Genomic DNA, 21374 nt, shown 5'->3' on the forward strand with positions numbered 1-21374 from the left:
GATGATCGCCCGCATGGGCCCGCGCCGCTATGCCGCCGAAGGCAGCCCGGCGGATTGCGTGTTGGCGGGCATTTATGACGTGCTGCAGGGCGCGCGGCCCGACCTTGTGCTGTCGGGTGTGAACCGCGGCAACAACGCCGCCGAGAACGCGCTTTATTCCGGCACGGTCGGCGGCGCTATGGAAGCGGCGTTGCAGGGTATCCCGGCAATCGCGCTCAGCCAGTTTCTCGGGCCCGAAACCGATGACCTTGCAGACCCGTTTGAAGCCGCGCGCGCGCATGGCACGGAGGTGGTGCGCAAGTTATTGGAGCGCGGGCGCTGGGACGGCGGCGAATATCGGCTGTTCTACAACGTCAACTTTCCGCCCATCGCTGCGGCCAAGGTCCGTGGCCACAAGGTTGCGATGCAAGGCTGGCGGACCGATACCTTCTTTGGGGTCGAGCCACATATCTCGCCTTCGGGGCGCAAGTTTCTCTGGATCACCGGCGGGCCGCAACATTTGCCCACCGCGCCCGGGACCGATGTTGCGACGAACCTCGAGGGCTATATCTCGATCACCCCGATGCGGGCCGATCTGACCGCACATGACGTTCTGAAAGACCTTGAGGCGCGATTGAAATGACCGCAGCCGGGGGCGAGGAAAGCGACATTGCGGAACGCAAGATGCGCTTTCTTTTCGCGCTGCGCTCACGTGGCGTGACCGAGCCTCGGGTGCTGAACGCGATGGAAAGCGTTGATCGCGGGCTGTTCGTGCGTGGCTTGTTCGCCGAGCGGGCCTATGAAGACATGCCGCTGCCTATCGCCTGTGGACAAACCATCAGCCAACCCTCTGTAGTGGGTTTGATGACCCAGGCACTAGAGGTCGGGCCGCGCGATACGGTGTTGGAGGTTGGCACGGGGTCGGGCTATCAGGCCGCGATTCTGGCGCAGCTCGCGCGGCGGGTCTACACGGTGGACCGCCACCGCAGGCTGGTGCGCGAGGCCGAAGGGGTGTTTTCCACTCTCGGGCTGCGCAATGTAGTTGCGATCACTGCCGATGGCAGCCACGGCCTGCCCGATCAGGCACCGTTTGACCGTATTCTGGTTACTGCCGCCGCCGAAGACCCGCCAGGGCCGCTATTGGCGCAGCTTAAGATAGGCGGTATCATGGTGTTGCCGGTAGGCCAGTCGGATACCGTGCAAAGCCTGATACGTGTGCGCCGCAACGAATCTGGCTATGAATATGATGAGTTGCGCCCGGTACGGTTTGTTCCCCTCGTCGAGGGTGTGAGTTACGACTAGGCGATTTTGTGGCAAGGGCCCGGTCACAGGGCCCTCGAATTGAGGATACGAGCGAATGCCTTTTCACTGTTCAGGCCCCCGTCGCGTCTCGATTACCGCAGCCGCGCTGTTGGCGCTGGCGGGATGCAACGATCAGGGCAACTTCGACTTTGATCTGCGCAATCTTGGCAATACCGGCATCGATACATCGGCTGCGGTGCAGCAGGCAGTCAACCCGCGCCCCGAACCCGACGCGCGCGGTGTGATCTCGTATCCGACCTATCAGGTGGTCGTGGCCAAGCGCGGTGACAGCGTTGCCGCGATTGCCGCGCGGATTGGCGTCGGCAGTGCCGAACTTGCTTCGTATAACGCGCTCAAACCCGATACCATACTGAACGGTGGCGAGGTTCTGGCGCTGCCAAGCCGTGTTGCCGAAACCACGGGCACCACCGCAGCACCGGGGCGCATCGACATTACCGAACTGGCAAGCGGTGCCATCGACCGCGCCACGGCAACAGGCGCCACCACGGGCCCCGCAACAGCCACCGCAACGACCACGAGCGAGCCGATCCAGCACAAGGTCATGCGCGGCGAAACCGCCTATTCGATCGCGCGGTATTACAGCATCGATGTGCGCTCGCTGGCCGAATGGAACGGGCTGCCTTCCGATATGAGCGTGCGCGAAGGGCAGTATCTGATGATTCCGACCCCCGCGCCTGTGGTGCGCACCAGTGCCGCCGCACCAGTTACCACAACCGCGCCCGGCCAAGGCTCGCCCACGCCGGTGCCACCTTCGGCAGCTTTGCCACTGCCCAGCGACAACCCGCCCGCGGCAGCCACGGCGGTTGCCACACCGCCTGCGGCAGACCTTGGCGCTACACGCACCGCCACGACCGCCTCGCAATTGGCGATGCCGGTGACCGGGTCCATCATTCGGCCCTACGCCAAAGGCTCGAACGATGGAATCGACATCTCAGCCGCCGCGGGCACTTCGGTGCGTGCGGCCGAGGCGGGCACGGTGGCCGCGATTACCCGCGATACGGATGGCGTTACCGTGCTGGTGATCCGCCTCGATAGCGGTCTGCTGACCGTTTATCAGTTCATCGACAGCGCGACCGTCGCCAAGGGAGACCGGGTGACACGCGGGCAGGTGATCGCGAAAGTGCGCGCCGGAACGCCGAGCTTCTTGCATTTCGAGGTGCGCGACGGCTTCGACAGCCTCGACCCGATGCCCTATCTGCAATAGGCTTAAGAGAAGGCTGAAAAGACCAAGAAAGGCCGCCTAGGCGGCCTTTTGCTGGGCTTTGAGCGGGCGGAAAGGCTCGACCTTCATATCCTCGCCATCAAAGGTGCTGAAGGTGCCTTGCGGCACTTGTTCCCAGCCAACCTCACCGGTTTCGAGCGGCTCTGAGACGACGGCGCGCCCGCCGCGCGATACGGACCAACGGTGGTAGAGCGTGGGCGCAAAATCGTCGCTGGCGTAGCGAATGGCATAAAGCCGCTTGCCGTCTGAAAACGCACAGGTCAGGCGCACATAAGGCTCGATGCCGCGCGCACGCGCCAGCACCTCCATCCGCGCGGTCGCCCGCTCCATCGCGCCCTTGGGATCTTCTTCCAGCCCTTCGCCAAGGGCTACAAGGAACAGCGCCTCGCTGTCGGTAGCGCCTTTGCGGTGCGGATAAAAATCTTCGGGGATCAGCATTTCCGCATCACGGCGATAGCTGTCATACCCGCCAAACTGCCCGTTGTGCATAAAGCTCCATTTGCCAACAGCGAAAGGATGGCAATTGTTGCGGCTGGTGGCGGTGCCGGTCGAGGCGCGCACATGCGCGAGAAACAAGCTCGATTGCACATGTGCGGTCAGCGACTTCAAGTTGGGGTCACCCCATGCGGGTAGCATATCGCGGTAAAGCCCCGGCTCGGGGCGCGCGCCGTACCATGCAATGCCAAAACCGTCGCCATTGACGGTCGAGTGGCACTGATTGGCGCAGTGGCTTTGCTCAACCAGCGAATGTCCCGGTCGGCTGATGATTTCTTCAAGATAAATCGGTTGCCCGATATAGGCCGCCCAACGGCACATGGTGCTTCCTTGCCCCTCACTCCGGCTGTTGCGCCGGTTAGCTGTATATTACATGCAAAAGGTTACGAGTTTAAGCCCGATTTGAGTTTTCAGGGCGCAACCTCTTCGACAATCATCAAATCTCGCTCTGACGCCCCTTTTGCATGTGCCAAGGCTGCTTGATAGGCGGGCGACAGATAACAGGCGTGCGCGGCCTCAAGGCTGGGGAAGCGTGCGACCACATTGCGCGCCCGATCGCGGCCCTCAAGCTGCACATAGCGCCCGCCCCGCGCCAGAAAGACTCCGCCAAAGGCGGCAATCGCCGGGCCGGCTGCGGCGGCGTAGCGGCCATAGGCGGCCGCGTCCGTCACATGCACATGCGCGATCCAGAGCGCGGTTGGGGTTGCAGGTTTTTCGGTCATTTCAATGCCCCTATCACGGCTTCCGCCGCAGCTATCGCTTCGGGTGCGCGCGACGGGTCGGCCCCGCCTGCCTGCGCCATATCTGCGCGCCCGCCACCACCTTTACCGCCAAGGGCCTCGGCCGCCGCACGAACCAGATCTACCGCCGAAAGCCGCGCGGTGAGGTCTTCGGTCACACCGGCAGCGGTAGCCGCCTTGCCGCCGGTATCGGCCACAATCAGCACAGCGCCGGATTCGACCCGCGCCTTCAACGCATCGACAAGCCCCGGCAGATCGCGCCCGGAAACCCCCGCGACAACCTGCGCGATAAACCGTATTCCGTTGATTTCCTTGATATCTGCGCCGCCCTGCCCGGTGCCGCCGCCAAGCGCCATTTCGCGCTTCAGCTGCGCCAGCTCGTTGCTCAGAGCACGCTTTTCCTCGGCCAAGGCGCGCACCCTATCTGCAAGCTCGCCAGAGGGTGCCTTCAGCAAAGCGCCGATCTCCGCCAGCCGTGCTGCTTGCAGCTTGAGATGGTCCAGCGCCGCCTGCCCGGTCAACGCCTCGATCCGCCGCACACCGGCACTGGAGGCGCTGTCGCCAAGTGCTACGAATGCGCCGATTTCGCCCGTGCGCGCGACATGTGTGCCGCCGCAAAGTTCGAGGCTGTAGGTTGCCCCATCGCTGCCCTTACCGGTACCGGCAAGATGGCCCATCGATACCACCCGCACCTCGTCGCCATATTTCTCGCCAAAAAGCGCCTGCGCGCCAAGCGCGCGCGCATCATCCGGTGTCATGATCCGGGTTTCGACGGGGCTGTTCTGACGCACGTAGGCGTTGACCTCGGTCTCGACCTCGGCAAGTTCCTCGGCGCTCAGGCCCTTGGAATGGCTGAAATCGAACCGCAGCCGGTCTGGCGCGTTCAAGCTGCCTTTTTGCGCGACATGCGCGCCAAGCGCGCGCCGCAGTGCTTCGTTCAACAGGTGCGTTGCCGAATGGTTGGCCCGAATCGCATTGCGGCGCGCATGGTTAACCTCGAGCCGCGCAGTTTGGCCCGCCCGCAGCACCCCCTCGCGCACCACCGCGAAATGGATGATAACCCCCGCAACCTTCTGCGTATCGGTCACCTCGGCCATGCCGGTTTCGGTGCGAATAAGCCCCGCGTCACCTACCTGACCACCGCTTTCAGCGTAGAACGGGGTCTGGTTCACCACGATTTGCACCGTGCCTTTGGCCTCTGCCGTTTCGGCACCGTCAACGACCAGTGCCAGCAATTGCGCCTCGGCCTTCTCGGTGTCGTAGCCGAGAAACTCGCTCACGCCGTGCTTTTCTGCCAGTTCAAACCAGATCGTTGCGTCCTTGGCCTCGCCAGAGCCCGCCCAACTGGCGCGCGCCTTGGCCTTTTGCTCGGCCATCGCGGCATCAAAACCGGCCACTTCAACCTCGCGGCCTTTTTCGCGCAGTGCGTCTTGTGTCAGATCAAGGGGGAAGCCGTAGGTGTCATACAGCTTGAACGCCGCAGCCCCCGGCAGTGCGCCGCCCTCGGGCAGGCTTGCAAGTTCTTCATCAAGCAGCTTCAAGCCGCGATCAAGCGTCGTGCGGAAGCGCGTTTCTTCAAGCTTCAGCGTCTCTTCGATCAGCGGCTGCGCGCGGGTCAATTCGGGGTAAGCCGCGCCCATCTGGCGCACGAGTGCCGGAACCAGCTTGTGCATCACAGGGTCTTGCGTGCCCAGCATATGCGCATGGCGCATGGCGCGGCGCATGATGCGGCGCAACACATAGCCGCGCCCCTCGTTGCCCGGCAGCACGCCGTCGGCAATCAGAAAGGCGGTAGAGCGCAGATGGTCGGCAATAACGCGGTGGTGCACCTTGCCGGGGCCGTCAGGATCGGCGCTGGTGGCATGTGCGCTGGCCTCGATCAGGCTGCGCATCAGGTCGGTGTCGTAGTTATCGTGCTTACCCTGCAACAACGCGCCGATCCGCTCCAGCCCCATGCCGGTGTCGATCGATTGCATCTCGAGCTTGCGCAACGACCCGTCGGCCATTTGCTCGTTTTGCATGAAGACGTTGTTCCAGATTTCGATGAAACGGTCGCCGCCCTCTTCCGGCGTGCCGGGCGGGCCGCCCCAGATGCTGGGCCCGTGATCGTAGAAGATCTCGGTGCAGGGGCCGCAGGGGCCGGTCGGCCCCATGCGCCAGAAATTGTCGTCTGATGCGATGCGGATGATACGTTCGTCCGGCAGGCCCGCCACCTTTTTCCAGATCGTCGCGGCTTCATCGTCGGTGTGGTAGACGGTGACGGTCAGCTTTTCGGGGTTGAGGCCGAAGTCCTTGGTCAGCAGCTCCCAAGCAAAATCGATCGCCTCGGCCTTGAAGTAATCGCCAAAGCTGAAGTTGCCGAGCATTTCGAAAAACGTGTGGTGGCGCGCGGTGTAACCGACATTGTCGAGGTCATTGTGCTTGCCGCCAGCGCGCACGCATTTCTGCGCGGTGGTCGCGCGGCTGTAATCGCGCGTCTCGACGCCGGTGAAGCAGTTCTTGAACTGCACCATGCCCGAATTGGTGAACATGAGCGTCGGGTCGTTGCGCGGCACGAGCGGGCTGGAGGCGACCACGCGGTGGCCGTTACGCTCGAAGAAGTTGAGGAAGGTCGAGCGGATATCATTCAGACTGGGCATGTTATTCGGCCTATGTCGGGCGGGTTGCCCCCCGTTTAGCGCCCGGCCCCTGCCCTGTCCAGAAAGCAAAGCGGTCGGGCGATTGGCCCGACCGCTGCGCAATGCATTTCACCGCGAAAACGGCCCAAGCGCGGGCGTGCGATTATTCCTCGGTCACCGCCTCATCCATGTCGGATGCCGAGAAATCAAGTCCGTGCCCGGCGCGGATCTTGTCTTCGATGGCATTGGCCATCGCCGGATTGTCGCGCAGAAACTGCTTGGCGTTTTCCCGGCCCTGACCGATGCGCTCGTCGCCATAGGAATACCACGCGCCCGATTTTTCGACGACCCCGGCCTTGACGCCCAGATCGACCAGTTCGCCCACTTTCGAGATACCTTCGCCATACATGATGTCGAACTCCACCTGCTTGAAGGGTGGTGCTACCTTGTTCTTGACAACCTTGACGCGGGTGCTGTTGCCCACCACCTCGTCACGGTCCTTGATCGATCCGGTGCGGCGTATGTCGAGCCGCACGCTGGCGTAGAACTTCAGCGCCTGACCGCCCGAGGTTGTTTCGGGGCTGCCGAACATCACGCCGATCTTCATGCGGATCTGGTTGATGAAGATCACCATGCAGTTCGAGCGGCCGATCGAGGCAGTCAGCTTGCGCATCGCCTGGCTCATCAGTCGCGCTTGCGCGCCCACCTGATGGTCGCCCATGTCGCCTTCGATTTCCGATTTCGGCGTCAGCGCCGCAACTGAATCGACAACCACAAGGCTGACCGCGCCAGAGCGCACCAGAGTATCGACGATCTCCAGTGCCTGCTCGCCGGTGTCGGGCTGCGAAATCAACAGCTCATCAAGGTTCACGCCCAATTTGCGCGCATATTGCGGATCAAGCGCGTGTTCGGCATCCACAAAGGCGCAGACGCCGCCCTTTTTCTGCTCTTCCGCCACGACATGCAGCGTCAACGTGGTCTTGCCCGAGCTTTCCGGCCCGTAAATCTCGATCACGCGCCCTTTCGGAAGCCCGCCGATCCCAAGTGCTATGTCGAGCCCAAGCGATCCGGTCGAGGTTGCCTCGACATCCATCACCGCGTTTTCAGAGCCGAGCCGCATGATCGAGCCCTTGCCGAATTGCCGCTCAATCTGGGCCAGCGCCGAATCGAGCGCCTTCTGCTTGTCCGAGGCTCGTTTATCATTCATTTCGAATACATTCGCCGTTGCCATTGTTCGCGTCCTTATCCCACAGGGCACGCCGAACGGCAATCGACTGCCTGCGGCGCATGTTCTTGTCTTGTTCCGGCAGTTATGAGACCGAAACAAGAACATTACAACTAAAATCTTACGAATAAGCGTTGCAAGGCTTGGTTAAGATACGGTTTACGCAGTAAGGCATTCCGGATAGGCAGGTAAAAATTCTTCTGGTGGTTCACATGCTCATTTTCTGGCAACAGCGGCTGGTTCTTCTGGCTACCCCCAAGACTGGATCGACTGCACTTTCGGTTGCACTTGAACCACTTACGGCAATCGCCGTGCAGCGGCCCCCCGCGCTCAAGCACACCACCGCGCAGCGTTTTCGCCGCTTTCTCGCCCCCTATCTCGAAACCGCCTCTGGCGAGCGGTTCGACGTGGTTGCCCTGATGCGCGAGCCGCTGGATTGGCTGGGAAGCTGGTATCGCTATCGCCAGCGCGAAGACATTTCAGGCACCGCCAATTCGACCGAGGGGCTCAGCTTCGACCAATTCGCCAGCGCCTATATGGAGCGCCAGCAACCCGCCTTCGCCCAACTTGGCTCGCAAGCGCGCTTTCTCAGCCTCGCGGATGGCACGCTCGGGGTCGATAAGCTGTTTTGTTACGAGGACATCGGGCGCTTTGTTCACTTTCTCGAGGACCGCCTCGACTTTGAAATCGTGCTGCCGCGCGTGAACGTTTCGCCCGAAGGCGAGACCTCGCTTTCCGCGCCCATGCGCGAGCGGCTTCAGACTTATCTAGCTGACGATATTGCGCTTTATGAGCGTGTCCGGGCCGGTGCAACCGCCTGAACGCGGTTTCGGTTGAAGAGCGTTGCCCCCTTTTCGGCCGAATAGAACCACCCCCTCTGCTTTGGCGAAAGATGGGCAGTCAGGGGCGTAGCTGGTTGCCGACCGTTTCGGCCAGTTCGGTCAAGGAAAACGGCTTGGGCAGGAACACGGCGCCCGCCACTGGCACCTCGCCATCGTTGAAAACATCCTCGGCATAGCCCGACACGAAGATCACCGGTGTTCCGGGGCGTGTTTTGAGCGCCTCTTGCACCCATGAAGGCCCGTCCATGCCGGGCATGATGACATCGGTCAGGAACACATCAATCTGCAATGCCGCGTTTTCGAGAATGCGCAACGCCTCTTCGCCGGTTTCTGCCTCATACACCGTGTAGCCGCGCAGCTTTAACGCACGACAGGCAAAGGCACGCACGGGCGATTCGTCTTCGACCAAAAGCACCGATGCCTGCGCGGGATTGGCCCGAGGGCAAGCAGGTTCGCACGGTTTCTCTGGTTCGGGCTCGGCGATCTTCTCATGCGCGGGAAAATAGAGCGTGAAGCAGGTGCCGGAACCCACCACAGAATCGCAGAATACATAGCCCCCCGTCTGCTTGACGATGCCGTAAACCGTCGAAAGCCCAAGCCCGGTGCCTTCGCCAGTGCGCTTGGTGGTGTAGAACGGCTCGAAGATTTTCGGCATCTTGTCGGGCGCAATGCCCGAACCTTCGTCTATCACCCGCACCACAACGTAGTTGCCGGATGCCAGTGTTGCTCTTCCTTTGCGCAACTCATCTGTCAGAAGCAGATTTTCGGTCTCGATAAGAATCTTGCCACCGCCCGGCATCGCATCCCGCGCGTTCACTACGAGGTTCATGATAACCTGTTCCAGTTGCCGCTTGTCGGCGCGGATCGGGCTGAGTTCGGGCGCGTGGTTCAACTCCAACAGCACCTTTGCGCCGACCAGGCGGTTCAACAGATGCGTAAGGTCCGAAAGCGTATCGCGCAGGTCGATCACTTGCGGCTTCAACGTCTGCTTGCGTGAGAATGCGAGCAGTTGCCCAACGAGGCTGGCGGCGCGGTTGGCATTTTGGCTGATCTGGTCGAGGTCAGAGAAATCCGGGTCCGCCTTGTCGTGGCGCAACATCAAAAGGTCGCAGTGCCCAGAAATTGCGGTCAACAGGTTGTTGAAATCATGCGCGATTCCGCCTGCAAGTTGGCCGATCGCCTGCATCTTCTGGCTTTGCACGAACTGCGCCTCAAGCGTTTTCAGCTGCGTCGCGTCCGAAAGCACCGCCACAAGCCCTGCCCGCCCGTTTTCAACCACCCGCGCCAAGCTCACCTGAAGAAAAATCTCTGCCTCGGTCTTGCGGGCGCGCAGCACTTCGGGGCGCCGTTCCGCACGGCCAGTCAGCGCATCGGCGAGCCAATCGTTTACCGGGCGACCAAGCCCCTCGAACAATTCGACAAAACGCGCCTCACCCTCGATCTCGCCAATCAGGGCGCGGGCCGCACGGTTGGCGGCCAGCACCTGCCCGTCTGCCGCCAAGCGCAGCAGCGCCACCGGCAGCGCATCGAAAGAGGTTGGGTCTGCGGCCGTGGCGTGCCCGGTCGCCATTGGCAGTAAATACACCTCGCGCCGCCCGGCCGCGCCGGTCACCTCGGCCACGACGGCGCGCACGATGCCGTTGGGGGTGGCAATCTCATGTTCCTCACCCGAGCGGAGCGGCAAATTGGAAAACACGCGGTCAAGTGTGCGCACCCGCGCGCCCACCAACCTGCGCATCGCCTCGTTCATGAAAAGCACCGTGTCGTTCTTTGACACCGTCAACATCGGCAGGCTTAGCAATTCGCCGCCGCGACCGCCCGAGGCACGTTCGGCCAGCTCTTCTATACGCCAGAGAAAGCTGCCCTCACCAACCCGATGCACCGCCAACCGCGCGTGGCCGCGCCGGGTCACAAGGTCTTCGCGTGCAGCGCCCTGCACCGCGGCGCGGGCTTGCAGGCGCGCAAGCATTGCGGCGGGGTTGGCAAAAACCTCACCAAGGGCTTGGGTCAGTGTCTGCCCGCCTCGGGTGCCGAAGCGTTCAAGCGCCGCCTTGTTCTGAAAGCCGATGCTGCCATCTGCGCTGGTGGTAAAACTCGGGGTCGCGTCATAGGCAATGAAATCGGACAGTTGCCGGTGTAGCGCGGCGCGGGTTTGCGCATAGCGCCGCACCATCAACCGCATCAAGAGCGCGGCACTGGCAAGTGCGCCCGCAACCGCGAGGCAAAGCAACATCAGCCGCTGTTCTGCCACCACGAAAGCGGCAACTGCCACCGTAGCAGCCGCTGCCAAAAGCACCGGCCCGCCCGGCGCAAGTGCCAGTGCCGTACGCATCAGCGGTGACGGTGTGGACAGCGGATAGTTCACCCGAGGCTCCCTGAAGCAGATTCGTTGCGACCATTGCGCGGGTAAATGCTTAAAGGGAGATTAAGTGGCGACTAATTGCAACCCTAGCGGGTAATGCAATCACGTTTTTCGTCTGAAAATGGCCATAAAGAACCCGTCCCCCCCGCTCAACGGGCTGAAACGACGCGACTCGGCCAGATGCCAGTCGGGGTGGTTGGCAATAAACCGTGCCACCTGTGTCTCGTTTTCTTCGGCAAGCAAGGAACAGGTCATATAGGCCAACACCCCACCGGGGGCGACAAACTGCTGCGCCTCGGCAAGGATCTTGGCCTGCAACGCGGTCAATTCGGCAAGACGCGCCGGGGTCAGGCGCCACTTCGCCTCGGGTGTGCGCCGCCATGTCCCGGACCCGGTGCAAGGCGCATCGACCAGCACCAGATCCTGCCCGCGCGGCGCCTTGCCGGGTTCGGCCAGTCGCACCGCCACACCCGCCCTTTCGGCGCGCGCAGGAAGGTCGTGCATCCGCCGCGGATCAACATCATGCGCAACGAAGTTGGCCGGGGCGCGCGCAGCCATCGCCAAAAGCTTGCCGCCACCACCCGCACAATAGTCAAGCACACGCCCACCCTCGGGCAGCGGCAGCGCCTCGACCGCGCATTGCGACGAAAGGTCCTGTACCTCGACAACGCCGTGAAGATAGGCCAGTGACGACGCAACTTTACGCGCGTTTTCTGTAACTTCCAACGCGTAGTTCGATTCGTGGCGCGGCACGGTAGCTATGCCTTCCGCCGCTAGTGCCGCGGCTGCCTCTGGTCGGGTCGCACGGGCAGCGTTGACGCGTAAAAACAGTGGCGCGCGGTGGCGCTGCGAAGCCATGACGGGGGCGAAATCTTCGCCGAGCGCCGTTTCCAGCAGCGGCGCGATCCAATCCGGGCAGTCGAGCGCGTCAAGCCCTTCCGGGGCTGCGCGCGGCCCGCGCTCGGCCTCGGCAAGCGCTGCGGGGGCAAATCGCTCGGCGGTAAAAATGTTACCTGGGTCAATCCCTTGCGCGGCGCAGTGGCCGAGCATGAGGCCACGCCCGGTCAACGCGCCCCCCATAACCGCGTAGGAGCGGCGGCACCGAAGCGCATCGTAGACTAGATCGCGCACCGCCGCACGGTCGCCCGAGCCTGCGTAGCGGTTGGCGCGCGCCCAGCCTGTCAACGCCGCCTCGGCCGCCTCGCCGCCCAAGTGACGATCAAGCACCTCGATGGCGGCGGCAACGCGGGCCGCCGGGGTCATGCCGGCACCCCTTCATGCATAACCTCAACGCCGCCGCCTAATGCCATGCGATACATCACATAACCCGGTAGTTCGGACTTTCTCGCGTGATCTGCACATCGTGCACATGGCTTTCCCGCAGGCCCGCCCCGGTGATGCGAACGAACTCGCAATTGGCGCGCATTTCGGCAATCGTGCGATTGCCGGTGTAGCCCATCGCGGCGCGCAAGCCGCCGACCAGTTGGTGCACCACCGCCGAGGCTGACCCCTTGTAGGGCACCTGCCCTTCGATCCCCTCGGGCACCAGCTTGTCTGATGCGGCGTCCTTCTGGAAATACCTGTCCGCCGAGCCGCGCGCCATCGCACCAAGGCTGCCCATGCCGCGATAGGATTTGAAGCTGCGCCCTTGATAGAGGATCACCTCGCCCGGGCTTTCATCGGTGCCTGCGATCGCGCTGCCAACCATCGCGCAGCTTGCGCCCGCCGCGATTGCCTTGGCGAAATCGCCCGAATATTTGATGCCACCGTCGGCTATCACCGGCACGTCACCAGCCGCGCTGGCGGCATCCATGATCGCGGTCATCTGCGGCACGCCGACACCGGCTACGATGCGCGTGGTGCAGATGCTGCCCGGGCCGATCCCCACCTTGACCGCATCGGCACCCGCCGCAATCAGTGCGCGCGTGGCGGCGGCCGTGGCCACGTTGCCCGCCACCACCTGCACCGAATTGGAAAGCGCCTTCACCCGCTCGACCGCGCGCGCCACGCCTTCGGAATGGCCATGTGCCGTGTCGATCACGATCAGATCGCACCCGGCATCGATCAGCGCCGATGAGCGTTCAAAGCCCGCATCACCCACCGTGGATGCTGCGGCCACGCGCAGCCGGCCCATCTCGTCTTTACAGGCGTGCGGGTTCAGCACTGCTTTTTCGGTATCTTTCAGCGTCAAGAGCCCGGTCAGCTTGCCCTTGCCGTCGGTGACCAACAGCTTTTCGATGCGCCGGGCTTTCATCAACCCCTTGGCCTCGTCGAGGTCGGCGGGTTCTGTCAACATCGCCAGATTGTCAGAGGTCATCATCACCCGCACCGGGGTGCGGTCGTCGGATGCAAAGCGCATGTCGCGGTTGGTCACGATGCCCACCACAAGGCCGCGCGCATCGACCACCGGAAATCCCGTGACGTTGTAGCGTTCCTGTAGCGCCTTGGCGTCAGCAAGGGTCTGGTCGGGCGTCAGCGTGATCGGGTTGAAGACCACGCCCGATTCAAAACGCTTCACGCGGCGCACTTCGTTCGCTTGCGCCTCGATGTCGAGGTTGCGATGAATCACCCCCATGCCGCCCGCCTGCGCCATGGCGATCGCCATTTTTGCCTCGGTCACGGTATCCATAGCCGAGCTGAGAAGCGGGATGTTCAGCCGTATGAGTTTGGTAACAAACGTCGTCACATCGGCGTCGGAAGGTAGCACCGACGAAGCGGCGGGGACCAGAAGCACGTCATCAAAAGTGAGGGCCTCGCGAATCTGCATGGAATGCCTCCTTGGCAGCTTTCGTTTGGCGGTTCCCTGTTTCACCTCGCGCGGCATTTGGCAAGCCCTCAGGCCACCGCCGCGTTGGTTTTTATGGCAAGCCGCCCCGCCGCCCAATCGCGCAGGATCATAAATGCGATCGGAGCGGTTATCATCGTTCCCAGCACAAGCATCAGCGCGCCTGCCAGATGCCAGCGCCCCGCCGCCATCAGCCAGAGCCCCGCGGTCGATGCCGCAGGATAGGTCAGCGCGCCCCAAAGCGGGCTGAATCCGGCCGCAAGCAACCAGCGTGCGCGCACGATCAGCACAAGCGCCACCACAACCGCCACCGTCGCCAATGCGCTGCCAAGCCCGCGCATCTGCAATTCCCACGCAAGCGCGCCCACATAGCCCATCGGCGCCAGATGAATGGCCAACAGCGGGCGCAGCGGCGCAGGCACCCGCTCGCGGCGATACTGCTCGGCCGAAGCCGCCCAGATCATCAACGACAGCGCCAGCGCCGCCCAAAACAGTACCGTTGCAAGGCTGCTATAGCCAATATGTTGCGCGGCAAGCCCCGCCACCCCCAGCCCGGACCACGGCAGATGCCATGCCGGTGTGACGCGGCGTTGCGCACCTGGTGCCGTGAAGAACACCCAAACGAGGCTTGCCAGCAGCCCAAGGTGCAGTGCCAGCGCGAGCCAGAATAGCGGTCGCGCCTCAAGCATTGCATAGGGCCCAATCACCGAAACCAGCTGCTCAAGAAGCAGCACCGCCGCCGATACGCCCGCATAACCGGGCAGAATCCGCAAATCTTCGATCAGCACCGATGGGCGACGCAGCAATTTGACCGCGTAGGCGATAAGCCCGAAGGCACCAAGCAGCATGAGCCCCCCAAGTAGCAACTCTACCGCCTCGCCCGGAACGCCAAAGCTCGCCGCACCCCAGCGCCACGCAAGCCCCATGCCAATTGCGCCCAGCATCGGTGGGAACATTGCGGGGGGCGTGCGCCGCCAAAGACCTTTCGGGGTGGGTTTTGGGTATTTGAATGCCATGACTGCCTCGTCTGCGCCTCCCGGCCTGCTCTTGACAGAAACCGAAGCGGCGCGAAAGACCTCGCCTTGCCTTTTGCCGCGCCCCGCTTGGGCGATCTGGCCCCGGCAAAGCGATGCGCGACGCGCTCTTGTGACCGCGAAGCGGCTATGGCGCGATGCGCACTTGCGCAACAAACCCGCCGCGCGGGCACTGGACAAGCACGTCGTTCAGGGCGAGAAGTGGCGGCGCAACCTCAGGTTATTCATGCCACAAACCAGCCGCCCGCTTGCCGCCGCGCTCTGGATGCTCGGTGCCATTACCGGATTTGTTTCGATGGCGATCGCGGGGCGCGAGGTCGCCCCCTTTCACGACACCTTCGAAATCATGACCTATCGATCGGTGATCGGGCTTGTGATCGTGCTGGTTGCAGCACTCGTAACCGGGCAGATGCGGCACATTCGTGCGCGTAACCTTGGACGCCACGCTTTGCGCAACGCCTTTCACTTCACCGGGCAGAACCTTTGGTTCTACGCACTGACGATCATTCCGCTGGCGCAACTGTTCGCGGTCGAGTTTTCCTATCCGATCATGGTGGCGCTGGCCGCACCTTTTGTGCTGGGCGAACGGCTGACACCGGTGCGCGTTGTCGCGGCGGGTCTGGGCTTTCTGGGCGTGCTGATCGCCGCCGATCCATGGGCGGCGGGTGGGCTTTCGCCGGGCATCCTGATCGCACTGGGGGCCGCGGTGGGCTTTGCCGGATCGGCATTGGTGACCAAGCAACTGACGCGCCTTGCGCCGATGATCGAGATTCTGTTCTGGCTGACCGTGTTCCAACTGATCTTTGGCCTCGTTCTTGCGGGGTACGACGGCGTGATCGCGCCCCCCAGCGCCGCAAGCGCGCTTTGGTTGCTGCTGATCGGTATTGCCGGGCTTGGTGGGCATTTCTGCCTGACGCGGGCGCTTAGCCTTGCCCCTGCTTCAGTCGTTGCACCAATCGACTTCTTGCGCCTGCCGATCATCGGCATCGTCGGCATGATGCTTTACGACGAGCCTTTGCAGGCAGCGGTTTTCTTCGGCGGCGCGGTGATTTTTACGGCGACTTGGCTGACCATCCGCTCCGAAGGGCGCGCGCGCCGCGCGCTGACGGGTAAAGTGTAATAGGCACAAGTTCCGGGTGGCGCGTCGGCGCGGGCTCGCCTAGCAAGAGGCATGGAACGCCCCTCCTCGCCATTACAAACCACCATGTCGCCCCTTGTCTGGGCGCTTTTGGCGACGCTTGCGCTGATCTGGGGAACCTCTTTTCTGTCCAACCGCATCGCACTGGCCGAGGCCGGAGTGCTGAGTGTTGTCGGTTTGCGGGTATTGGGTGGGGCTGCGCTGCTGTGGGTTTGGGTGCTTTCGCGCCGTCTGCCCGTGCCACGCGATCCGCGCTTTCTTTACCGCTTTCTGATCATGGGGGCGCTGAACAACGCACTTCCGTTTTCGCTGATCGTCTGGGGCCAACGCCATATCGACAGCGGGCTGACAGCCATTCTGAACGCTTCGACTGCGGTTTTCGCGGTGGTGATCGCAGCGTTGGTCTTTGCCGACGAAAGGCTGACACTGAACAAGACGGCGGGCGTCGTGATCGGGTTCATGGGCGTGGTGCTGGCGGTCGGGCCCACGGCGCTTTCAGGGCTCAGCCTTGCTTCGGCGGGGCAGATCGCGGTTATCGGTGCCTCAATCTCCTACGCTTTCGCCTTTGCCTATGCGCGCCGCGCGATCCGCGGCATCAGCCCAGAGGTGGCGGCGGCTGGCATGTTGACAGGCGGCGTGGTCTGGATGCTGCCCGCGATGCTGCTGGTCGAGGGGGTGCCCAGCCTTGCATGGTCGCCTTCGGTATGGGTGGCGATCGGCTGGCTGGCCTTTGGCTGCTCGGCGCTTGCCTATCTTATCTATTACCGCATCCTCGCACTGGCGGGCGCGGGCAACCTGTCGCTGGTCACACTGCTGATTCCGCCGGTGGCCATCGTGGCGGGCTGGGCGGTTTATGACGAGCAATTGGCATGGAACGACTGGGCAGGGTTTGTCGTGCTTTTGGTGGGGCTGGTGCTGCTGAACCGCAAACCGCCGCGAATCCCATGAGCCGCGCGCAATAGCCGGTGACGGCGGCGCCTGCGCGCGCTAAACCCCGGGGCGAGAGCTACGAGTGCCAGAAGCCGGGATTTGCAGATGATTTACTCAACCGCCAGCGACTGGCGCGCCGCGCCGCGAAAAAAAGTGCTTTTGTTCGGCATGTCCGGCTTGGGTAAAACCCATGTCGCCTCGATGCTGCGCGGCACCGCCGAATGGTTTCACTACTCGGTCGATTACCGCATCGGCACCCGCTATATGGGCGAGCATATTGCCGACAATTTCAAACGCGAGGCGATGCGCGTGCCGCTGCTGCGCGAGTTGTTGATGACCGACTCGGTCTACATCGGCTCGAACATCACTTTCGACAATCTGGCCCCGCTTTCGACCTATCTCGGCAAACCGGGCGATAGCGCCAAGGGCGGGCTTGCCTTTGACGAATATCTGCGCCGCCAAGACCAGCACCGCAGCGCCGAAATCGCCGCCCTGCTCGATGCACCGATGTTCATCGATCGCGCGCATGACATTTATGGCTATCAGCATTTCGTCTGCGACACCGGCGGGTCGATCTGCGAGGTGGTAGAGCCCGAAAACCCTGCCGACCCGGTGCTGAAGGCGCTCGCAGAGGCGATGCTGATGGTCTGGGTCGAAGGCAGCGACGATCATACCGACGAACTCGTGCGTCGCTTCGATCGCGCGCCAAAGCCGATGTATTACCAGCCCGCCTTTCTGGAAGCGGCTTGGGCCGATTACCGCGCCGAAACCGGGTTGCCGCCCGAACGGGTAGACCCTGACGCTTTCGTGCGCTGGACCTATCGGCGCGCGCTTGCGCACCGACAGCCGCGCTATGCTGCAATGGCACGGCACTGGGGCATCAAGGTTGCCGCAGCCGAGGTAGCGCGCCTGCGCACGCCACATGCCTTCATCGAACTAATCGCCCATGCCCTTGAGGCAGCGCGATAGGCGGACTATCTGTCCGCCAAAAGGAGAGCCCATGCCCATCACCCTGCCCGAAACCCTGCCTGCCTATGACGTGCTTTCGCGCGAGGGCGTGATGGTGATGAGTCCGGGGCGCGCTGCCACGCAAGACATTCGCCCGCTCCGCATCGGGCTTTTGAACCTGATGCCCAAGAAGATTCAGACCGAAACCCAGTTTTCGCGGCTGATCGGCGCAACGCCGCTACAGATCAACCTCACATTGATCCGCATGACCGACCACGAAGCGCGCAACACCGCTGCGGACCATATGGAGGCCTTTTACCGCCCCTTTGCCGAGGTCGCAGCCAGCGACGAAAAACTTGACGGTCTGATCATCACCGGCGCGCCGATCGAGCATTTGCCCTTTGAAGAGGTCGATTACTGGGACGAGTTGAAAGAGGTGTTCAACTGGACCCAGACCCATGTGCATTCGACCTTTGGCGTCTGCTGGGGCGGAATGGCGATGGCCTATCACTTTCACGGGCTGGCCAAACACATGCTCGAGCGCAAGGCGTTCGGCTGCTTCCGCCACCGCAACCTTGCCGCCGCCTCGCCCTATCTGCGCGGCTTTTCCGACGAGTTCGTGATTCCCGTCAGCCGCTGGACCGAGGTGCGCCAGCCCGAGGTTGATGCGCGCGCAAGCCTGCGCACGCTGCTGGCCTCGGACGACGCCGGGCCATGCCTGATCGAAGACGCAGAGCACCGCGCGCTCTATATCTTCAACCATTTCGAATACGACAGCGGCACCCTCAAGGAAGAGTACGACCGAGACGTGGCGGCCGGAAAAACGATCAACGTGCCGCAAAACTATTACCCGCATGACGACCCGAGCCTGCCGCCATCAAACCGCTGGCGCAGTCATGCCCATCTGCTTTATGGTAACTGGATCAACGAGATCTATCAGTCCACGCCCTACGATCTGGAGCGCATTGGAAAATAGCATCGCCATTCTTGGTCTTGCCATCGTGGCCTTCGCCGCACTCACCTATGTGCGCGCAAGAAAGGTCGAAACCCGCATCACGCAGCTATACCCTGCCATCGGCACATTGGTGCCGGTGCAGAAAGGCGTCATTCACGCGCTTCAACGTGGAACGGGCCGAGATGTCGTGCTGTTGCATGGGGCACTGGCCAATCTTCGAGATTTTCCCGAGGATCTGGTTTCAGAACTTGCAAAATCCTATCGCGTCACGCTGATGGATCGCCCCGGTTGCGGCTATACCTCGGGGCTGAAACGCATTGCCACGGCCAAGGCGCAGGCCACGGCGCTTGCGCAAGCGGCAGATGCATTGGGGCTGCGTGCGCCGATCGTGGTTGGGCACAGCTACGGGGCCACGGTCGCCGCGGCTTGGGCGCTTTGCGGATCATCCCTGCCGGTGCGCCCTGCCGCGCTGGTCCTGATCGCAGGGCCGCTCATGCCTGCAAGTGTCGCACTGGGCGGGCTGCGCGTGCTGGCAAAATCGGCAACTCTGCGCCACCTCTCGTCCTATCTCGCAGCTGCATGGACACCGCGCCGCGTCATGCGCTTCATGATCGGCGAAGCCTTCGCGCCAGAGCCGGTTGGCCCCGAATACGCAAAACGCAGCGGGGCGCGGCTGGCGCTGCGCAGATCAAGCTTTCGCGCCAATGCCCGGCAGACATCGATCCTTGCACCGTTGCTGAAGCAGCTGGCGGCCGAACTGCCGCGGCTGGAACTGCCGGTCGAGCTTATACACGGCAGCGAAGACAGGGTCGTGCCGTGCGCGGCCCATTCGGTTGCAGCGGCCAAATTGATCCGCGGCGCGCGCCTGACAGTGCTTTCCGGGCGCGGTCACATGCCGCACCACACCGAACCTCAAGCGGTGATCGAGGCGATCTCGCGCGCTGCTCTGGCCTTGCCCGCCTGATCCCGCCATACTGGACCAAAGCACTGGGCCAGAGACAAAAATGACAAATGAAATCCCCTTTGTCGGCGATATTACCGACTTTCTGAATAACGACGCGCCAGCCGAAATCCGCATCGCGCTCGACGAGGCGCGGCGCAAGGATATCCTCGACCCCGCTTACCCCTACCCGCGCGAGATGAAGAACTCCGAATACGACGAGATCATGGACGCGCTGCAAATCGAACTGGTGAAAATGGCGTGGGATCTGCGCAACACAGGACGCCGCCTCGTGGTGCTGTTCGAAGGGCGCGATGCTGCGGGCAAAGGCGGCACCATCGAGCGGATGCGCGACAATCTGAATCCGCGGCAGGCCTATATCGTAGCACTTTCCAAACCCTCGGAACGCGAGGCGAGCCAGTGGTATTTTCAACGTTACGTCGATTGGCTGCCCGCCGAAGGCGAAATCGCGCTGTTCGACCGCAGCTGGTACAATCGCGGCGTGGTGGAACATGTGTTCAACTTCTGCACCCCCGAGCAGCGCGAACGCTTCTTCGGCCAAGTGCCCGCATTCGAGCAGATGCTGATCGACGAAGGCATCGTGCTGGTCAAGCTCTGGCTCAACGTCGGGCGCGCCGAACAGCTGCGCCGTTTTCTCGACCGAGAACGCGAACCGCTCAAGCAATGGAAACTCAGCTGGATCGACGTCGAAGGGCTGAAGAAATGGGATGAATATTCGGACGCCATCCGCGAAACCCTGACCCGCACCGACACCGCGCACGCCCCTTGGACGGTGATCCGCGCCGATGACAAGGCGCGCGCCCGCATCGCCGCCATCCAGACCGTGCTCAACGCAGTCGATTACAAAGGCCGCGACCTTGCCGCAATCGGCGCGCCAGATCCGGCCATCGCCGGGGGGCTCGCGCTCTGGAATGACTAAGCAGGGCTATCACCACGGCAATCTCAAACAGGCGCTGGTCGAGGCGGCGCTGCGGCTGATCGAGGAACGCGGGCCGACCGGCTTCACGCTATCGGAGGCGGCAAAACAGGCGGGTGTCACCCCGGCCGCCGTCTATCGCCATTTCGAGGGCCGCGAAGACCTGATCGCAGAATGTGCGCGCCAAGGCTACGCGGTCTTTGCCGATCTGATGGAACATGCCTACGCGGGCGGCAAGCCCTCTGCACTGGCGGCGTTTGGCGCAACGGGGCGTGCCTATCTGGCCTTCGCGCGCAAGTTTCCGGGGCACTATATGGCTATGTTCGAATCCGGCATTTCACCCAACCGCACACCGGAACTGTCCGCAGCCTCTGGGCGCGCCGAAGCGGTGCTGACCCGCGCCGCCGACATGCTCTCGCGCCATATCCCCGAGGCGCGCCGCCCACCTGCCGCGATGTTTGCAGCCCATGTCTGGGCGCTCAGCCACGGTGTGGTCGAACTTTACGCCCGCACCGCCCCCGGCACCCGCACCCCCTACGCGGCCGAAGACCTGCTGGAATCGGGCATCGGCATCTATCTGCGCGGACTCGGGCTGCTGCCGCCCGACGCGTGACAGCGCGGCGCGGGGGGCGCCGCCCCCCGCCCCCCCGGGGATATTTGAGCTGAAGCATTTCACTGCTTCAGAGATAAATATCCCCGCCGGAGGCTTGCAGCGTCACCCCTTGTAAGCGGTCCGGTTTTCTGCTGCACAGGGCGCGACTGCGGAGGGTGAAAGATGAAACTTGCGGCGCGCTATGCGCATATGTTGGGCGCAACCGGCGACGGCTGGGCAATTCTATTTCGGGCGCGCGAGATGATCGCGGCGGGAAAACAGGTCACGATGCTGACGATCGGCGAGCCC

19 protein-coding genes are annotated in these 21374 nt (G+C 62.9%); 11 read left to right on the forward strand and 8 right to left on the reverse strand.

Annotated elements, in window-relative coordinates; all coding sequences use genetic code 11:
* From ABY403_RS02630 to ABY403_RS02640, 3 genes are all read left to right on the forward strand, one after another.
* Nucleotides 1-622, forward strand: a 622-nt coding sequence (locus tag ABY403_RS02630; protein ID WP_372838441.1) for a 5'/3'-nucleotidase SurE, incomplete at its 5' end; no start/stop codon positions are given.
* Nucleotides 619-1281 carry a protein-L-isoaspartate(D-aspartate) O-methyltransferase gene (locus ABY403_RS02635; RefSeq protein ID WP_372838443.1) on the forward strand — a complete coding sequence of 221 codons (663 nt, stop codon included), beginning with the start codon at nt 619-621 and terminating at the stop codon, nt 1279-1281. The genes ABY403_RS02630 and ABY403_RS02635, both read left to right, overlap by 4 nt.
* A gap of 55 nt (nt 1282-1336) precedes the next feature.
* On the forward strand, nt 1337-2506 hold the full coding sequence (locus ABY403_RS02640) for a peptidoglycan DD-metalloendopeptidase family protein (protein WP_372838446.1): 1170 nt from the start codon (nt 1337-1339) through the stop codon (nt 2504-2506).
* 36 nt (nt 2507-2542) lie between these two features.
* Here the strand turns inward: ABY403_RS02640 and ABY403_RS02645 are convergent, their stop codons facing one another.
* From ABY403_RS02645 to recA, 4 genes are all read right to left on the reverse strand, one after another.
* The gene (locus tag ABY403_RS02645) at nt 2543-3340 is read right to left on the reverse strand and encodes a class II glutamine amidotransferase (RefSeq protein WP_372838449.1); all 798 of its coding nucleotides are present in this window, start codon (nt 3338-3340) and stop codon (nt 2543-2545) included.
* 89 nt (nt 3341-3429) lie between these two features.
* The gene (locus ABY403_RS02650) at nt 3430-3741 is read right to left on the reverse strand and encodes a DUF1330 domain-containing protein (RefSeq protein WP_372838451.1); all 312 of its coding nucleotides are present in this window, start codon (nt 3739-3741) and stop codon (nt 3430-3432) included.
* Nucleotides 3738-6398, reverse strand: coding sequence for an alanine--tRNA ligase (alaS, locus tag ABY403_RS02655; RefSeq protein WP_372838453.1), 2661 nt, complete (start codon nt 6396-6398; stop codon nt 3738-3740). Before alaS ends, ABY403_RS02650 begins: the two co-directional genes overlap by 4 nt.
* A 142-nt stretch (nt 6399-6540) precedes the next feature.
* Nucleotides 6541-7608: a recombinase RecA gene (gene recA / locus ABY403_RS02660; RefSeq protein ID WP_372838455.1), complete on the reverse strand. Its 1068-nt coding sequence runs from the start codon at nt 7606-7608 to the stop codon at nt 6541-6543.
* Between the two features lie 206 nt (nt 7609-7814).
* Between recA and ABY403_RS02665 the strand changes: the two genes are divergently transcribed.
* A complete protein-coding gene (locus tag ABY403_RS02665) occupies nt 7815-8423 on the forward strand; it encodes a hypothetical protein (protein WP_372838457.1) in 609 nt (202 codons plus the stop codon).
* Nucleotides 8424-8502: 79 nt separating this feature from the next.
* On the opposite strand, the gene ABY403_RS02670 is transcribed toward ABY403_RS02665, so the two are convergent.
* The 4 genes from ABY403_RS02670 to ABY403_RS02685 all read right to left on the reverse strand — a co-directional run bounded on the left by ABY403_RS02670 (nt 8503) and on the right by ABY403_RS02685 (nt 14607).
* A complete protein-coding gene (locus tag ABY403_RS02670; RefSeq protein WP_372838484.1) occupies nt 8503-10776 on the reverse strand; it encodes an ATP-binding protein in 2274 nt (757 codons plus the stop codon).
* Between the two features lie 132 nt (nt 10777-10908).
* Entirely contained in the window at nt 10909-12069 is a 1161-nt protein-coding gene (locus ABY403_RS02675) for an RsmB/NOP family class I SAM-dependent RNA methyltransferase (protein WP_372838460.1), read from the reverse strand.
* 55 nt (nt 12070-12124) lie between these two features.
* Nucleotides 12125-13573, reverse strand: coding sequence for an IMP dehydrogenase (gene guaB / locus ABY403_RS02680; protein ID WP_372838463.1), 1449 nt, complete (start codon nt 13571-13573; stop codon nt 12125-12127).
* 68 nt (nt 13574-13641) lie between these two features.
* A complete protein-coding gene (locus ABY403_RS02685; RefSeq protein ID WP_372838467.1) occupies nt 13642-14607 on the reverse strand; it encodes a tellurium resistance protein in 966 nt (321 codons plus the stop codon).
* Nucleotides 14608-14770: 163 nt separating this feature from the next.
* On the opposite strand from ABY403_RS02685, the gene ABY403_RS02690 reads away from it, so the two are divergent.
* The 7 genes from ABY403_RS02690 (at nt 14771) to ABY403_RS02720 (ending at nt 21086) form a co-directional block, all read left to right on the forward strand.
* On the forward strand, nt 14771-15745 hold the full coding sequence (locus ABY403_RS02690) for a DMT family transporter (RefSeq protein WP_372838469.1): 975 nt from the start codon (nt 14771-14773) through the stop codon (nt 15743-15745).
* Nucleotides 15746-15796: 51 nt separating this feature from the next.
* On the forward strand, nt 15797-16711 hold the full coding sequence (locus ABY403_RS02695; protein WP_372838472.1) for a DMT family transporter: 915 nt from the start codon (nt 15797-15799) through the stop codon (nt 16709-16711).
* Between the two features lie 87 nt (nt 16712-16798).
* Complete coding sequence (locus ABY403_RS02700; protein WP_372838474.1) at nt 16799-17662, forward strand: ATPase; 864 nt, start codon at nt 16799-16801, stop codon at nt 17660-17662.
* Nucleotides 17663-17693: 31 nt separating this feature from the next.
* A complete protein-coding gene (gene metA / locus ABY403_RS02705) occupies nt 17694-18617 on the forward strand; it encodes a homoserine O-succinyltransferase (RefSeq protein WP_372838476.1) in 924 nt (307 codons plus the stop codon).
* The gene (locus ABY403_RS02710) at nt 18607-19560 is read left to right on the forward strand and encodes an alpha/beta fold hydrolase (RefSeq protein WP_372838478.1); all 954 of its coding nucleotides are present in this window, start codon (nt 18607-18609) and stop codon (nt 19558-19560) included. The genes metA and ABY403_RS02710 overlap by 11 nt, the downstream gene beginning before the upstream one ends.
* A gap of 40 nt (nt 19561-19600) precedes the next feature.
* Nucleotides 19601-20476 (forward strand): polyphosphate kinase 2, encoded by an 876-nt coding sequence (gene ppk2, locus ABY403_RS02715; protein WP_372838480.1) that lies wholly within the window; start codon nt 19601-19603, stop codon nt 20474-20476.
* On the forward strand, nt 20469-21086 hold the full coding sequence (locus ABY403_RS02720) for a TetR/AcrR family transcriptional regulator (RefSeq protein WP_372838482.1): 618 nt from the start codon (nt 20469-20471) through the stop codon (nt 21084-21086). Before ppk2 ends, ABY403_RS02720 begins: the two co-directional genes overlap by 8 nt.
* Nucleotides 21087-21374: the final 288 nt, after the last annotated feature.

It is taken from the genome of Phaeovulum sp., from assembly GCF_041596715.1.
Lineage (GTDB): Bacteria > Pseudomonadota > Alphaproteobacteria > Rhodobacterales > Rhodobacteraceae > UBA6213.